The organism is Pseudomonas sp. Con_6 (assembly GCF_059379395.1).
Window position 1 is genome coordinate 1,579,405 of sequence record NZ_CM182011.1, and the last position, 14,858, is coordinate 1,594,262.

17 protein-coding genes are annotated in these 14,858 nt (G+C 61.2%); 6 read left to right on the forward strand and 11 right to left on the reverse strand.

The genetic code is table 11. The features are described from left to right. Positions 1–128 precede the first annotated feature (128 nt). Together AC5QPF_RS07210 and grxD are read left to right on the forward strand one after the other, a co-directional pair. Positions 129–2,237 (forward strand): molybdopterin-dependent oxidoreductase, encoded by a 2,109-nt coding sequence (locus AC5QPF_RS07210; RefSeq protein WP_494962586.1) that lies wholly within the window; start codon positions 129–131, stop codon positions 2,235–2,237. 91 nt (positions 2,238–2,328) lie between these two features. Continuing rightward, complete coding sequence (gene grxD / locus AC5QPF_RS07215; protein ID WP_494962587.1) at positions 2,329–2,658, forward strand: Grx4 family monothiol glutaredoxin; 330 nt, start codon at positions 2,329–2,331, stop codon at positions 2,656–2,658. Positions 2,659–3,481: 823 nt separating this feature from the next. Here the strand turns inward: grxD and bfr are convergent. Then, positions 3,482–3,958: a bacterioferritin gene (gene bfr, locus AC5QPF_RS07220; RefSeq protein ID WP_316919557.1), complete on the reverse strand. Its 477-nt coding sequence runs from the start codon at positions 3,956–3,958 to the stop codon at positions 3,482–3,484. A 208-nt stretch (positions 3,959–4,166) separates the two neighbouring features. Further along, positions 4,167–4,388 (reverse strand): bacterioferritin-associated ferredoxin, encoded by a 222-nt coding sequence (locus tag AC5QPF_RS07225; RefSeq protein WP_042122752.1) that lies wholly within the window; start codon positions 4,386–4,388, stop codon positions 4,167–4,169. Positions 4,389–4,619: 231 nt separating this feature from the next. On the opposite strand from AC5QPF_RS07225, the gene AC5QPF_RS07230 reads away from it, so the two are divergent. Continuing rightward, positions 4,620–5,222 carry a peroxiredoxin C gene (locus AC5QPF_RS07230; protein ID WP_494962588.1) on the forward strand — a complete coding sequence of 201 codons (603 nt, stop codon included), beginning with the start codon at positions 4,620–4,622 and terminating at the stop codon, positions 5,220–5,222. Between the two features lie 62 nt (positions 5,223–5,284). Here the strand turns inward: AC5QPF_RS07230 and rnt are convergent, their stop codons facing one another. Together rnt and pyrC are read right to left on the reverse strand one after the other, a co-directional pair. After that, positions 5,285–5,959, reverse strand: a complete 675-nt coding sequence (rnt, locus tag AC5QPF_RS07235; RefSeq protein WP_494962589.1) for a ribonuclease T — start codon at positions 5,957–5,959, stop codon at positions 5,285–5,287. Then, positions 5,956–7,002, reverse strand: a complete 1,047-nt coding sequence (gene pyrC / locus AC5QPF_RS07240; RefSeq protein WP_494962590.1) for a dihydroorotase — start codon at positions 7,000–7,002, stop codon at positions 5,956–5,958. Before pyrC ends, rnt begins: the two co-directional genes overlap by 4 nt. A gap of 130 nt (positions 7,003–7,132) precedes the next feature. Here pyrC and AC5QPF_RS07245 point away from each other — a divergent pair, with 130 nt between their 5' ends. Both AC5QPF_RS07245 and AC5QPF_RS07250 read left to right on the forward strand, forming a co-directional pair. Further along, positions 7,133–8,104: an OmpA family protein gene (locus tag AC5QPF_RS07245; protein WP_494962591.1), complete on the forward strand. Its 972-nt coding sequence runs from the start codon at positions 7,133–7,135 to the stop codon at positions 8,102–8,104. 128 nt (positions 8,105–8,232) lie between these two features. Beyond that, complete coding sequence (locus AC5QPF_RS07250) at positions 8,233–9,450, forward strand: argininosuccinate synthase (protein ID WP_009396513.1); 1,218 nt, start codon at positions 8,233–8,235, stop codon at positions 9,448–9,450. A gap of 29 nt (positions 9,451–9,479) precedes the next feature. On the opposite strand, the gene AC5QPF_RS07255 is transcribed toward AC5QPF_RS07250, so the two are convergent. After that, the gene (locus AC5QPF_RS07255) at positions 9,480–9,998 is read right to left on the reverse strand and encodes a hypothetical protein (RefSeq protein WP_494962592.1); all 519 of its coding nucleotides are present in this window, start codon (positions 9,996–9,998) and stop codon (positions 9,480–9,482) included. A gap of 465 nt (positions 9,999–10,463) precedes the next feature. Here AC5QPF_RS07255 and AC5QPF_RS07260 point away from each other — a divergent pair, with 465 nt between their 5' ends. Further along, on the forward strand, positions 10,464–11,090 hold the full coding sequence (locus AC5QPF_RS07260) for a response regulator transcription factor (protein WP_042122760.1): 627 nt from the start codon (positions 10,464–10,466) through the stop codon (positions 11,088–11,090). 65 nt (positions 11,091–11,155) lie between these two features. On the opposite strand, the gene AC5QPF_RS07265 is transcribed toward AC5QPF_RS07260, so the two are convergent. The 6 genes from AC5QPF_RS07265 to AC5QPF_RS07290 all read right to left on the reverse strand — a co-directional run bounded on the left by AC5QPF_RS07265 (position 11,156) and on the right by AC5QPF_RS07290 (position 14,831). After that, the gene (locus AC5QPF_RS07265; protein WP_494962593.1) at positions 11,156–11,335 is read right to left on the reverse strand and encodes a PA3496 family putative envelope integrity protein; all 180 of its coding nucleotides are present in this window, start codon (positions 11,333–11,335) and stop codon (positions 11,156–11,158) included. Positions 11,336–11,439: 104 nt separating this feature from the next. Further along, positions 11,440–12,078 (reverse strand): endonuclease III, encoded by a 639-nt coding sequence (gene nth, locus AC5QPF_RS07270; RefSeq protein ID WP_494962594.1) that lies wholly within the window; start codon positions 12,076–12,078, stop codon positions 11,440–11,442. 3 nt (positions 12,079–12,081) lie between these two features. After that, the gene (locus AC5QPF_RS07275) at positions 12,082–12,642 is read right to left on the reverse strand and encodes an Rnf-Nqr domain containing protein (RefSeq protein WP_494962595.1); all 561 of its coding nucleotides are present in this window, start codon (positions 12,640–12,642) and stop codon (positions 12,082–12,084) included. Further along, positions 12,635–13,246 carry an RnfABCDGE type electron transport complex subunit G gene (locus tag AC5QPF_RS07280; protein ID WP_494962596.1) on the reverse strand — a complete coding sequence of 204 codons (612 nt, stop codon included), beginning with the start codon at positions 13,244–13,246 and terminating at the stop codon, positions 12,635–12,637. The genes AC5QPF_RS07275 and AC5QPF_RS07280 overlap by 8 nt, the downstream gene beginning before the upstream one ends. Continuing rightward, positions 13,243–14,229, reverse strand: a complete 987-nt coding sequence (locus tag AC5QPF_RS07285) for an RnfABCDGE type electron transport complex subunit D (protein ID WP_494962597.1) — start codon at positions 14,227–14,229, stop codon at positions 13,243–13,245. Before AC5QPF_RS07285 ends, AC5QPF_RS07280 begins: the two co-directional genes overlap by 4 nt. Then, entirely contained in the window at positions 14,226–14,831 is a 606-nt protein-coding gene (locus AC5QPF_RS07290) for an Rnf-Nqr domain containing protein (RefSeq protein ID WP_494962598.1), read from the reverse strand. The genes AC5QPF_RS07285 and AC5QPF_RS07290 overlap by 4 nt, the downstream gene beginning before the upstream one ends. Between the last annotated feature and the right edge of the window lie 27 nt (positions 14,832–14,858).

The window sequence follows — 14,858 nt, forward strand, 5'->3', positions numbered from 1 at the left end:
TTCGATTGGGACCATCGTCCAAGCTAATGCCGGGGAATTCACGCGGCGAAGATCGCTGGCGACAGCGCCGGGTCGCGGCCATAGTCGGGGACGGCACTCCCCCCCGATTCGCAGAACAAGAGGCGGCCATGACCAAGACCGTGCACCACCGAGCCTGTCACCTGTGCGAGGCCATTTGCGGCCTGACCTTCGAGCTCGATACCGACGAGGGTGGCACACCGCGTATCGCCTCGATCAAGGGCGACCCGCAGGACAGTTTCAGCCGTGGCCATATCTGCCCCAAGGCGGTGGCCCTGCAGGATATCCAGAACGATCCCAACCGCCTGCGTGGTCCCGTCGTACGGGTCGGTGAGCAATGGCTGCCGATCTCCTGGGACGAAGCCTTCGAGATGGCGGCGCGCAAGCTGCACGAGATCCAGCAGCGCCACGGGCAGAACGCCGTGGCGGTGTACCAAGGTAATCCCAGCGTGCACAACTATGGGCTGATGACCCACAGCAATTACTTCCTCGGCCTGCTGAAAACCCGCAACCGTTTTTCAGCCACGTCCGTCGACCAGTTGCCCCATCACCTGAGCAGCTACCTGATGTATGGTCACGGCCTGCTGCTGCCGATCCCGGACATCGATCACACCGACTTCATGCTGATCCTCGGCGGTAACCCGCTGGCGTCCAACGGCAGCATCATGACGGTGCCAGACGTGGAGAAACGCCTCAAGGCCCTTCAGGCCCGCGGCGGCAAGCTGGTGGTGGTCGACCCGCGGCGTAGCGAGACCGCAGCCATGGCCGACCAGCACCTGTTCGTGCGTCCGGGTGGAGATGCGGCGCTGCTCTGCGGTGTACTCAATACTCTGTTCGAAGAAGGCCTGACCCGTGCCAGCCATCTGCCGGTCAACGGCCTGGATGAGGTTCGCACGGCGTTGCAGCCCTTCACCGCGGAGGTCATGAGCCTGCTCTGCGGCATCGAAGCGGGACTGATCCGTCAACTGGCGCGGGACTTTTCCGCCGCCGACAAAGCGGTGTGCTATGGGCGCATGGGCGTTTCCACCCAGGCCTTCGGCACGCTTTGCCAGTGGCTGGTACAACTGATCAACCTGGTCAGCGGCAATCTTGATCGCGTCGGCGGTGCGTTGTGCACCGAACCGGCGGTGGACCTGGTGGCGACCACCAGCGGTGGTCACTTCAATGTCTGGCAGAGCCGGGTTTCCGGGTTGCCGGAGTACGGCGGCGAACTGCCGGTGGCGGCCCTGGCCGAGGAAATGCTCGTCGAGGGCGAGGGCCAGGTTCGTGCTTTGGTCACCGTGGCTGGCAACCCGGCGCTTTCGACGCCCAACGGACGACAGCTGGAACAGGCGCTCGATGGCCTGGAGTTCATGCTCAGCGTCGACTTGTACATCAACGAAACCACGCGCTACGCCGACCTGATCCTGCCCTCCACTTCGGCGCTGGAGAACGATCACTACGACACCACCTTCAACCTGTTCGCGGTGCGCAACGTCAGCCGTTTCAACCGCGCCATCCTGCCCAAGCCGCCGGGCGCACTGCATGACTGGGAGATCTTCGTCGGCCTGGCCGAGGCTTTCGCGAAGATCGCCGACAAGCCGCTGAAACCGACCCTTGCGCCGGCGCAGATGATCGACTTGGGCCTGCGCAGCGGCCGCTACGGTGAAGGCTCACCGCTCAACCTGTCGCTCAAGACACTCGACCAGCATCCCCACGGTATCGATCTCGGCCCCTTGCAGCCGAACCTGGCGGCGCGTCTGAAGACCGACAGCATGGCCATCGAGGCGGCGCCGCCTGCACTGCTTGCCGACCTGCAGCGCTTTGCCGCGCAACAGCCGCCGAGCGCTGCGCAATTGCTGCTGATCGGCCGCCGCCACGTGCGCAGCAACAATTCCTGGATGCACAACTTTCACCGTCTGGTGAAGGGCAAGCCGCGCCACCAGTTGTTGATGCACCCGCAAGACCTTGCCGGACGCCAGTTGCAGGACGGCCAGCGGGTGCGGGTGACCTCGCGGGTTGGGAGCGTCGAGGTGGAGGTGCAGGCTAGCAGCGACATGATGCCCGGTGTGGTCAGCCTGCCCCATGGTTTCGGGCATTCCCGTCCGGGCGTGTTGCTGGATATCGCCAGCGCGCAGTCCGGGGTCAGTGCCAACGACCTGACCGACGAGCGCCTGATCGACGCGTTGTCCGGCAATGCGGTGCTCAACGGCGTACCGGTGGAAGTGGTGGCTGCTTGATTGTCGGCAAGGCCGAGCGTCCTGCTCGGCTTTCCGATACAATGCGTCACCGTGCCGACAACCAGGTCGGAAAGTTCAGCCGAGGTGCTTCATGGATATCATTGAAACAATCAAAGAGCAGATCGCCAACAACACCATTCTGCTTTACATGAAAGGTTCGCCGAATGCCCCACAGTGCGGCTTTTCGGCCAAGGCGGCGAAATGCGTGATGGGCTGTGGCGAGAAGTTCGCTTACGTCGACATCCTGCAGAACCCGGAAATTCGCGCCAACCTGCCGAAATACGCCAACTGGCCAACTTTCCCGCAACTGTGGGTAGCGGGCGAGCTGGTCGGCGGCAGTGACATCATGGCCGAGATGTTCGACAACGGTGAACTGCAGACCCTGATCAAGGAAGCTGCGGCCAAGGCTGCTGAAGCCTGATCGCCTGCCTGATACCGAAAAGCCCCGCGAATGCGGGGCTTTTTCATTTCTGCCAGGATCACTGGCTCCTACAGAGTTCGCGTCAGCTCTGGAGAATGGGCAAAAAAAGGTTCATCACGGAATACCGGGAAGCTTTGGGTTTAGTGGCGGTATCGGTATCGCGAGCTTATCCATTGCGGGCGGCGAAGCCACCGGCCCCTTCCGCCTCTACGGCGGGTCCATTTTGTCTTGGCAAAATAGACGAAAACCGCTTGCTCCTGCATCCGGCCCTGCGCTGCGCTCCGGGTCCCCTCCCTCCGGCGCCTGACGTCGCGAGTTACGGGTGACGACACGAAAGATCCATCTTCGAAAACAAGATCGGCATCGATAGCCCAACATAACAAGACGCCGCGCTCTTGCTTTTGCTCTTGGTGCGCGAAGGTTCAGACGCCGCAAATTGCGACCTCAGCCGGCCGAGTGGAGGTGTCTTGCGGAGGCAGGTGCGCAGCACCCTTCGGCGAAGCCGAAGCGCGAGGTGAAGACTTGCGAAGCAAGTCGTAGGCCGCGGGCCCACGCAAGGCGCCGGAAGGAGGGGACCCGGAGCGAAGCGCAGGGCCGGCTGTGGGAGCGGGCGGTTTTCGTCCATTTTGCCGCAACAAAATGGACCCGCCGTAAAGGCGGAAGGGGCCGGTGGCGTCACCGCCCGCAATGGATAAGCTCGCGACACCGACACCGACACCGACACCGACACCGAACATTCAACCCCCAAGTTTCCCGATATACCGTGAAGAACCAAAAAAAAAGCAGCGGCGACTGCCACTGCTTTTTTCTTGTAGCTTGAGGCTTACTCGCCGTCGCCCATCTGCGATTGCAGATAATTCTCCAGGCCGACCTTGTCGATCAGACCTAGTTGGGTCTCCAGCCAGTCGATATGCTCTTCCTCGGACTCGAGGATGTCTTCCAGCAACTCACGGCTGCCGAAGTCGCCAACGGTCTCGCAGTGGGCGATGGCGGCTTTCAGGTCGATCAGGCCTTTCTGCTCGATCTTCAGGTCGCACTCGAGCATTTCCCGAGTGTGCTCGCCGATCAGTAGTTTGCCCAGGTCCTGGACGTTAGGGATGCCTTCGAGGAAGAGGATACGCTTGATCAGTTTGTCAGCGTGCTTCATCTCGTCGATGGATTCTTTGTACTCGTGCTTGCCCAGCTTATCCAGACCCCAGTCCTCGTACATGCGCGCATGGAGGAAGTATTGGTTGATCGCGACCAGCTCGTTTCCGAGGATCTTGTTGAGATGCTGGATGACGCTTACGTCGCCTTTCATGGTGGGGTCCCGCCCTGTGCAGAGTGTCAATGAGCGGAAGTTTGAGCCTGACAACTTTCGCTGTCAAACCTAAGTTGTTGAATAATAAGTGAAAATTAATCGGAATAAGAATGTTTTTAGTCCGCGTTTTATACCTAACTAATTGAATTTCGGGCATAAAAAAACCGGGCACGAGGCCCGGTTCTTCAGAATGGAGGGAATTAATTTTTTACGCGGCGGTAAATTCCACCGGGTAGGGCAGGGCGGCCGCCTGGCTGATCTGGATCTCGGCGAGGGTTTCGCGGACCACCTGCTTGGCGACACACGCACACTTGCCACATTGGCTCGCCACATTGGTGGCAGCGCGGACTTCCTTGTAGCTACAGCATCCTTCATAGATCGCGTCGCGGATCTGTCCGTCGGTTACACCAACACAAAGACACACATACATAGAAGAAAACCATCAGGGCGTTAGGCTCGAATGCAGTGAAGCCTAATGGTAATGAGAATGCTTGTCAAAGGACTTTCTCCAAGGCGCGAGATAGAGCGACCGCCGGTAGGAAAAAGAGTCGATTCGCCATGACTCGGCGTCCCGCGCAGGGCCGTGTATGATGTTCAACCCATGTCAGACGGCTTCGGCCGCCTGCGTAGTCAGTTTCCAAAAACCATCAGGAGAAATCGAATGAGCGTGCTCGTTGGCAAAAAAGCCCCGGACTTCACCGTCGCCGCCGTACTGGGCAATGGCGAAATCGTCGACAGCTTCAACCTGGCTTCGGCTATCAAGGGCAAGTACGGCCTGGTGTTCTTCTACCCGCTGGACTTCACCTTCGTCTGCCCGTCCGAGCTGATCGCCCTGGACCACCGCATTCCTGAGTTCAAGGATCGCAATGTCGAAGTCATCGGCGTCTCGATCGACTCGCACTTCACCCACAACGCCTGGCGCAACACCCCGGTCAACAACGGCGGTATCGGCCCGGTCCAGTACACCTTGGCCGCCGACATCTCCCACGAGATCTGCAAGGCCTATGACGTCGAGTCCGAAGGCGGCGTAGCCTTCCGTGGCGCGTTCCTGATCGACACCAACGGCATCGTCCGTTCGCAGATCGTCAACGACCTGCCGCTGGGCCGTAACATGGACGAGCTGCTGCGTCTGGTCGACGCTCTGCAATTCCACGAAGAGCACGGCGAAGTCTGCCCTGCCAACTGGAAAAAAGGTGACAAGGGCATGACCGCTTCGCCAGAAGGCGTTGCTGCTTACCTGAGCGAGAACGCTGGCAAGCTGTAATTTCGCCAGATACAAAAAAACCGGCCCTGGTGGCCGGTTTTTTTGTGCGTTGAACAACGACCTCAGTCGTCGAAATCGTGCCAGCCGCCCATTTCCTTCCAGCGGTTGACGATGCCGCAGAACAGCTCGGCGGTCTTTTCCGTGTCGTAGCGGGCGGAATGCGCCTCGCGTCCGTCGAAATCGATGTCGGCGCTCTGGCAGGCCCGCGCCAGCACGGTCTGGCCATAGGCCAGGCCCGCCAGGGTCGCGGTGTCGAAGCTGGAGAAGGGGTGGAACGGGTTGCGCTTCAGGTCGTTGCGTGCCACGGCGGCGTTGAGGAAGCCGAGGTCGAAGCTGCTGTTGTGGCCGACCAGGATCGCCCGCTTGCAGCCGTTGGCCTTCAGCGCCTTGCGCACGCCACGGAAGATGTCGGTCAGCGCCGATTCCTCGCTGACGGCCATGCGCAGCGGGTGATCGAGCTTGATCCCGGTGAATTCCAGGGCCGCCTGTTCGATGTTGGCACCTTCGAACGGCTCGACACGGAAGAAGTAGGTGTGTTCCGGGAACAGGAAACCCTTCTCGTCCATGCCGATGGTGACCGCGGCAATTTCCAGCAGGGCGTCGGTGGCGCTGTTGAAACCGCCGGTCTCGACATCCACCACCACCGGCAGGTAACCGCGGAAGCGCGCTGCCATCGGATGACGAGGACCGCCACCGCCAAGACCTTCCTGGTCGTCGTCGAACTGATCGTCACTCACTTGCTTTCCTCCAGCAGGCGCCAGCGCAGTTTTTCACCGGCGCGCAGCGGGACCACGGTGTTGTCGCCGAACGGCAGGCTGTCCGGAGCGGTCCACTCCTCGCGGACCAGGGTGATGGTGTCGGTGTTCGCCGGCAGGTCATAGAAGGCCGGGCCGTGCAGGCTGGCGAAACCTTCCAGCTTGTCCAGGGCGTTGCGTTGCTCGAAAGCCTCGGCGTACAGCTCGATCGCGGCGAAGGCGGTGTAGCAGCCGGCGCAGCCACAGGCGGCCTCCTTGGCGTGGCGGGCATGAGGTGCCGAGTCTGTACCGAGGAAGAACTTGCCGTTGCCGCTGGTGGCGGCGTCGAGCAGGGCGATCTGGTGCGTGTTGCGCTTGAGGATCGGCAGGCAATAGAAGTGCGGGCGAATGCCGCCGACCAGCATGTGGTTGCGGTTGTACAGCAAGTGCTGGGCGGTGATGGTCGCGCCGACATTGGCCGGGGCTTCCTTGACGAACTGCGCGGCATCGGCCGTGGTGATGTGCTCGAACACGATCTTCAGGGTCGGGAAGCGCTCCACCACGCGACGCAGGTGCTCGTCGATGAACAGCTTCTCGCGGTCGAACACGTCGATCTCGCTGCGCGTCACTTCGCCGTGGACCAGCAGGAGCATGCCCACTTCGGCCATGGCTTCCAGGGCCGGGAAGATCTTGTCGATGCTGGTGACGCCGGAGTCCGAGTTGGTGGTCGCGCCGGCCGGGTACAGCTTGGCAGCGTAGACGAAGCCGCTGGCCTTGGCCGCGCGGATGTCTTCCGGCTGGGTACGGTCGGTGAGGTAGAGCACCATCAGCGGCTCGAAACGGCTGCCAGCCGGACGGGCATCGAGGATGCGCTGGCGATAGGCACCGGCTTCGGCGGCATTGCGTACCGGCGGCACCAGGTTGGGCATGATGATGGCGCGGGCGAAGGTGCGCGCCACGTCCCGGACGGTATGAGGCAGCACGGCTCCATCGCGAAGATGAATGTGCCAGTCATCGGGACGCAGGAGGGTCAGGCGATCGGACATTGGGCTTTCCAGGCGGTTCGAACTCTGGGCGAATGCTACCGGAAAAGCCTGTTCCGAGCACTCGCTATCAAGTTTTGCCAATGCTGTCCGATAGCCTGCAGGTAAGTGAGAGAATTTTGTGGAGCCGCCCGTGCGCCAGCGTTATCTAGCCCTGCTCAGTCTGTTCGCCAGCCTTCCCGCCACCGCGCTCACGTTCCAGACGCGCGTGGAAAATATCGAGTGGAAGGTCGAAGGCGATCAGTTCGAGTGTCGACTGATCCAGCCCATCGCCGATTTCGGAAGTGGCGAGTTCGTGCGCCGTGCCGGCGAGCAGGCGACTTTCCGTCTGCGCTCGACCAGCAACATGCTCGGCGCCGGTTCCGCGACCCTGCTGGCGGCCGCCGCGCCGTGGCAGCCGGGAAGGGGCGACATCAACCTCGGGTCGATCCGCATGGCGCGTAGTGGCGTGCTGTTCAATAGCTCCCAGGGCCAGGCCAGCCGCCTGATCAATGGTCTGATGGACGGGCGCAGCACGGTGGTGCGCAACTATGCCGGGGAAGCCGGGCAGACCATGGAAGTCCGCCTGTTACCGGTGAAGTTCAACAAGGCCTACGCTGACTATCAGATCTGCTCGGCCAAGCTGCTGCCGATGAACTTCGACCAGATTCGCCAGACCCGCGTCGGCTTCCCGGGCAATGGCATCGACCTGGATGCCGACGCCCGCGCACGGCTCGACGTACTGCTCGATTTCATCAAGGCTGACCCGTCGGTCAACCATATCGAGCTGGATGGCCACTCCGATAACAGCGGCAACCGCCTGACCAACCGCGACGTATCGCGTCGCCGCGCTCTGGCGGTGCAGGAATACCTCAAGGCTCACGGCGTGCCGGAAGAGAACATCGTCGTGCGATTCCACGGCGAGCGCTATCCGCTGGTGGCCAATAATTCCGCGGCCAACCGCGCGCGCAACCGGCGGGTGAACATCCAGCTTGACCGGGTCACGCCGGTCGAGAAGCCTGCCGCACCTGCCGTGCCAGTCACCCCGGCGCCTGCTGCAACGCCAGCGCCCGCTGCAGCCCCGGCGGCACAGGCCCAGCCAGGCAAGTCCACCGTCAAATCCTGAGTGCGACCGACCGTCGCGCCCACGACAGTTCCTGTCGCTTTGTCGTCACAAGCTGTCGCCCCACTGTAAATTTCACGGCGGGATCGGTAGACTCTACGGTTTTCCGTACAACCCCGTGGAGTGATGGCATGGCGGACGTAAAAAAGGTCGTACTGGCGTATTCCGGCGGCCTTGATACTTCGGTGATTCTCAAGTGGCTGCAAGATACCTATAACTGTGAAGTGGTGACTTTCACCGCCGATCTGGGGCAGGGCGAAGAGGTCGAACCGGCCCGCGCCAAAGCCCAGGCCATGGGCGTCAAAGAGATCTACATCGATGACCTGCGCGAAGAGTTCGTCCGAGACTTCGTGTTCCCGATGTTCCGCGCCAACACCGTCTACGAAGGCGAGTACCTGCTGGGTACTTCCATCGCCCGTCCGCTGATCGCCAAGCGCCTGATCGAGATCGCCAACGAAACCGGCGCCGACGCCATTTCCCATGGCGCTACCGGCAAGGGCAACGACCAGGTTCGCTTCGAGCTGGGCGCCTATGCGCTCAAGCCAGGCGTCAAGGTCATCGCACCATGGCGTGAGTGGGACCTGCTGTCCCGCGAGAAGCTGATGGACTACGCCGAGAAGCACGGCATCCCGATCGAGCGCCACGGCAAGAAGAAGTCGCCGTACTCGATGGACGCCAACCTGCTGCACATCTCCTACGAAGGCGGTGTCCTGGAAGATACCTGGACCGAGCACGAGGAAGACATGTGGCGCTGGAGCGTTTCCCCGGAAAACGCCCCGGACCAGGCTACCTACCTGGAACTGACCTATCGCAACGGTGACATCGTCGCCATCGACGGCGTCGAGATGACCCCGGCCACCGTCCTTGCCGAACTGAACCGCATCGGCGGCGCCAACGGTATTGGTCGCCTGGACATCGTCGAGAACCGTTACGTCGGCATGAAGTCACGCGGCTGCTACGAGACCCCTGGCGGCACCATCATGCTCAAGGCCCACCGTGCCATCGAGTCGATCACTCTGGACCGCGAAGTCGCTCACCTGAAGGATGAGCTGATGCCGAAGTACGCCAGCCTGATCTACACCGGCTACTGGTGGAGCCCGGAGCGTCTGATGCTGCAACAGATGATCGACGCCTCCCAGGTCAACGTGAACGGCGTCGTGCGCCTCAAGCTGTACAAGGGCAACGTCATCGTCACTGGCCGCAAGTCCGACGATTCGCTGTTCGACGCCAACATTGCGACCTTCGAGGAAGATGGCGGCGCGTACAACCAGGCGGATGCCGCCGGCTTCATCAAGCTCAACGCCCTGCGCATGCGCATCGCCGCGAGCAAGGGTCGTTCGCCGCTCTGATACGGCGACGCGACAGGAAAACCCGGCACTCAGTGCCGGGTTTTTTTTTGCTCTTCGGGGGGCGAATGATTCTGCGGAATCTCGGTCACGATGCAAATTCTTGTGCCTTGTTCCAGATTGTGCAGGACTGTCCTGCCGGCGCGGGTGGCCTGTAAGGCGTGACAGGCGACAACTTCCAGCAATGATTGGGAGTTGGGCCCGGAAATGATCACGGTAGATTGTTCTGTAATATGTGAGCAGGGAAGTGCAAGTGGTGGTGAAGTGTGCGAATTGTCACTTGTTTCTGGCAGCGCTGTATGACTCTGACTTGTCTCCGCTAGAGGGGGTTCATTGCCTTGCTCATCCGGGCCGTACAGGCTTTTGGTATTGAAATTCAAGGTAAGAAAGAAGAGCAGTGTAAGAAACGGCGGAAAACCAACCAGGAACCAAGTGTAGATACTTTGGCTGCTTTCATCGAGAAAGGGCAGCGACGCCAATGCAGAGGCTTCGATGATTCCGGCGAAGATGGCGATGATGGTCAGGGGGCTCTTCGGTTCTGGACTGCTCATGGGCGTGGTCTCTGTTCCGCGGTGTCTGGCAGCAGTGCCGCTCGCAGGAAAGGGTAGGGTATGCCGATAGTGTGCGACGTAATGGATCCAATCAGCACAGGGTGATGGCTCTTGATGAGGCGGTGTTTCCTCCATCGAGATTTGACCCTCTGAATATCTGCGAATGCATTCGGACTTATTTCGGGGTTATTAAGGATATTTCCTTCATATAATCAGCCACTATTCGTAGCGATATTTTCGATGTGCACAGCTAGCATCCTGATAGGCCTTATTGAATGAAAATAAGGCGAGCAACGATTTTCACCTGAACAGCCTGTAGGAGTGCTCTGTAGGAGTTTTCCTTTATTCGCGTAGTCCCTGTCTGAGCGTGTAAGTGTTGCTTGCAAGTCTCATGCAATGCTTCGGCTGAGTGGGCTATTGTGCGGGCTTCTAATAAGTCGAATAGTTTAAGAATGGATCTTGCCCATGAATAAAGTGCTGATCGTCGATGACCATCCGGTCATTCGCTTGGCCGTGCGCATGCTGATGGACCGGCATGGTTATGAAGTGATTGGGGAAACGGACAATGGCGTGGATGCCTTGCAACTGGCACGCGAACATCTGCCCGACATCGTTATCCTGGACATCGGGATTCCGAAACTGGATGGGCTGGAAGTGATTGGTCGTCTCACCGCCAACGGCATCGTGATCAAGGTACTGGTCCTGACCTCACAGGCGCCCGGGCATTTCTCCATGCGTTGCATGCAGGCCGGCGCGGCGGGTTATGTCTGCAAGCAGCAGGACCTCACGGAACTGCTCAGCGCGATCAAGGCGGTGTTGTCCGGTTACAGCTACTTCCCCAACCAGGCGCTGCACTCGGTGCGTTCCAACCTGGGCGGCTCCAGCGAGGCGGATATGGTCGGACGTCTGTCGGGGCGGGAAATGATGGTGTTGCAGCAGTTGGCGCGGGGCAAGTCCAACAAGGAAATCGCCGACGGCATGTTTCTCAGCAACAAGACGGTCAGTACCTATAAAACCCGGCTGTTACTCAAACTCAATGCACGCTCCCTGGTCGACCTGATCGAATTGGCACAACGCAACGGCCTGGTCTGAGCAGCACCCGCAACGCAAAAAGCCTCCGATAAAGGAGGCTTTTGTTTTTCCAGGCCCGAGAGATCTCAAAGATCGAAGTCGTAGTCAGCCAGTTGTCTTTGCAGACGACGTTCTTCCAGCAGATTGTCGATGGTCCGACGTTTGCTCAGATTGGTTTTCGCGGCTTCCGCCGGGCTATCCGATACAAATTCTTCGGACGCCGGAGGCTCATCATCGATATCAAGGTCTTCTTTATCAGTGCTCATGTGTCACTCCGTTCCAAGAGGGCCGTTGGCGCCCCTTATATCGATATTCCAGACACTGGTAAAAAAGATTTTTTCAATCAGCGGCGCAGGATTTCCCTATTTCATCAATCGTCAGAGGTCTTGTGCTTGTACTCGCACAAATCCTCGATCCGGCAACTTCCGCAACGGGGTTTTCGTGCCTGGCAAACATAGCGACCGTGCAGGATCAACCAATGGTGTGCATCCAGCAGATAAGCCTTGGGCACGAACTTGAGCAGGGCTTTTTCCACCTCCACGACATTCTTCCCCGGAGCAATACCTGTACGGTTGCTGACCCGGAAGATATGCGTGTCTACCGCCATGGCCAGTTGGCGGAAGGCGGTGTTCAGCACCACGTTGGCGGTCTTACGTCCCACTCCAGGCAGGGCTTCCAGCGCTTCGCGGGTTTCCGGTACCTCGCCGCCGTGCTGCTCGACGAGGATCCGGCAGGTCTCGATGACGTTCTTCGCCTTGCTGTTGTACAGGCCGATAGTCTTGATGTAATCGGACAGTCCTTCCACGCCCAGGGCGTGGATGGCCGCGGGAGTATTGGCTACCGGGAAAAGTTTGGCTGTGGCCTTGTTGACGCCGACATCGGTCGCCTGCGCCGACAGGATCACGGCGATCAGCAGTTCGAAGGGCGAGCTGTAGGCCAGTTCGGTCTTGGGTTCGGGATTATCTTCATGGAACCTGCGAAAAATCTCCAGGCGTTTGGTGGCATTCATCGATCAGCGGTTTCCTTCACGGTCTTGGGTGGCCTGTTTCGGACAGGCTCGTTTGATCAAGGCCAGCAGCAGGCCAAGCAGCAACAGGGCGCCCGGGGCCAGGCTGGCAAGGCGCAGGCCGGTTGTATCCGGCCTGCCAGCGAATGAGAGGTGCAGCGTGCCACTGGCCAGTAGCTCGCGGCTGGCGCCGAGCAGCAGGAACAGGACGCTGTAGCCGCCGAGCAGCAACGCCACCCGACGCCAGTCGGTGGGTTGGCCCAGGCCTCGTTCGAACAGCACGCAGCTTGCCGCGAGCAGTTCCGGGTAGATGCCCAGCGCCTGGTGCAGTTCCAAGGCCCAGCTTTGCAGGGCGAGGGTCTGGCAGGTGACCACGGCGGCGGCCAGCAGCAGGTTGGCGAGTTCTATGGCGGGAGGGCTCAGGCGCCTGCGCAAAGGCGTCATCAGGCCGCGGTGCACCAGCAGTGTCACGACACTGAGCAGCGCCATACTGGCCGCCTGGGCCAGCGTCTGGCTAGCGCCCAGCAGCAGCGCCAGACTGAGGACGGCCAGCGAGGATCTATTCATGGATGCCGTCTCCCTTCAGCCAGAGCTGTGCATGCCCGTCGAAATAGCGCAAGGCATCCTGGATAGCCTGGATCACCGCCCTCGAGGTGATGCTGGCGCCCGCCAATTGGTCGAACTGGCCATTGTCACGCTTCAGCGCCCAGGCGCCTTCCGGGGTATTGCCCTGGCTGCGGCCGTCGAACCGATGCAGCCAGGCTCCGTCCGGCTCCGCCAGGCGTGCGCCCAGCCCTGGGGTTTCCTGTTGTTGCAAGACCCGGCTGGCGATCAACCGACCCTCGCGATCGATGGCCATTAGCAGGTCGATCGGCCCCGCGTAGCCCTGGAAGCGGCTGTGCAGCACCACGGCACTGGGCTGGCCGTGCAGGGTGGCGAGATAGGCGGCCAGCAGGCGGCTGTGGGACAGGTCCGGATCGGGCAAGGCGAGTGGGTGTTGCAGCGGCTGGTTGTCATAGCGTTCCGTCGGCAGCACGCTGAGCCAGGTGCGGGCCTGCTGCTGTTGCTCTGCCTCGGCGATCCGCGGTGCGCAGTAGTGCTGCCAGGCACTGCTGATGCCCAGCGCGAGCACGGCGACAAGTCCCACCAGCACCCACTCGCGCGACCTCATGCTGCCTCCGCCTGACGGCGTTCGGCCCACCGATCCAGGGCGGGGGAGCAGAGATTCATCAGCAACACGGCGAACGCCGCTCCATCGGGATAGTTGCCCCAAGTGCGGACCAGATAGACCAGCACACCCACGGCGGCGCCGAACAGCAGGCGGCCCCAGGGCGTTTTCGCTCCGCTGACCGGCTCGGTGACGATGAAGAAAGCGCAGAGCATGGTCGAGCCGGCCAGCAGGTGCAGCAGCGGCGAACCGTTGGAGTCGGAACCGGAGCCGTTCCAGCACAGCAGGCTGACGACGAACAGGCTGGCCAGCATGGCCACAGGCGCATGCCAGCTGATCACCTTGCGTTGCAGGAGGAACAGGCCACCGGCGAGGAAGGCCAGGCTCGCCCACTCACTGCCGCGGCCGGCGAAATGGCCGAAGCCGGGATGGCTGGTGAACAGTTCTTCGACGGTCAGGCTGCGGTTCTGCCGCAGGGCGTCAAGCACCGTGGCCCCGGCCCAGGCGTCCGGGCGTTCGTCGACGCCGAGCAAGGCGCCGAGGCTTTGGCCGAAGTCCAGGGCCTGCGGTTCCGGCCAATGGGTCATGTGCACGGGGAACGACAGCAGGACCACCGCATAGCCCAGCATTGCCGGGTTGAACGGATTACGTCCGACGCCGCCATAGAGTTGCTTGCCCAAGGCGATGGCGCTGCTCGCGGCGATCATTGGCACCCACCAGGGCAGGTGAGCGGGCAGGGCGATGGCCAGCAGGCAGGCGCTGACCAAGGCGCTGCCATCGTTCAGCGCTGGCAGCACCGGGCGCTGTCGCAGGCACAGCACGGCTGCTTCGGTGAGCAGCGCCGCGATGGCAGTGCATAGCAGGTTGAACAGAACACCCCAGCCAAACACCCAGAAAAGCGTCAGCAAACCCGGCAGGCAGGCCAGCAGCACCAGTTGCATGGCGCTGCGCAGGCGAACGTCGGTTTCCACCGGCACTGGAGTCATGAGCTGAACAATCCGCTGAAACCAAGAAAGGCCATGGCCATGATTCCGGCGCCCATCAGCTCGATGGGCAGGCCGCGAAAGGCCAGGGGAACATCGTCATGCCTGCTGCGCTGGCGCAGGTCGTCGAACAGCACCAGCACCAGCCAGAATCCCAAGCCGCTGCCGAGGCCGATCATGCCGGCATGCAGCAGGCCTTGATGTTCGCCGCTCAATTGCAGGCACAGGCCAAGCAGTGCAGCGTTGCCGGCCAAGAGCGGCTGGAGCCCTGCGAACGGCCAGTCCTTCAGCCAGCGTTGCAGGCCGAGGAGAATAGGTAGCGGAGTCAGTACGCAAAGCGGAAGAAAGACGAACAGGCGCAGGTAGTCGAGTTGCAGGGGATGCAGGGTGTAGTGGTAGAGCAGTTGCCCGAGGATGCTGACCACAAGCATCGCCACCAGCGTCGCCAGGCCGAGGGCATGTACCTGTGGGCGATGCGCGAACCTTGTGGGAGCGGGTTCGCGTCGAGCAGGAGAACGCAGCAGCGGATCGACCGCCAGCGTGTGTAGAAGGGCGATGTTATTGACCAGGGCAGCGCCGATCAGGGCGAGGATCAGTTCGGTCATGGCATCCGGCACCCATGGTGAAAAGAG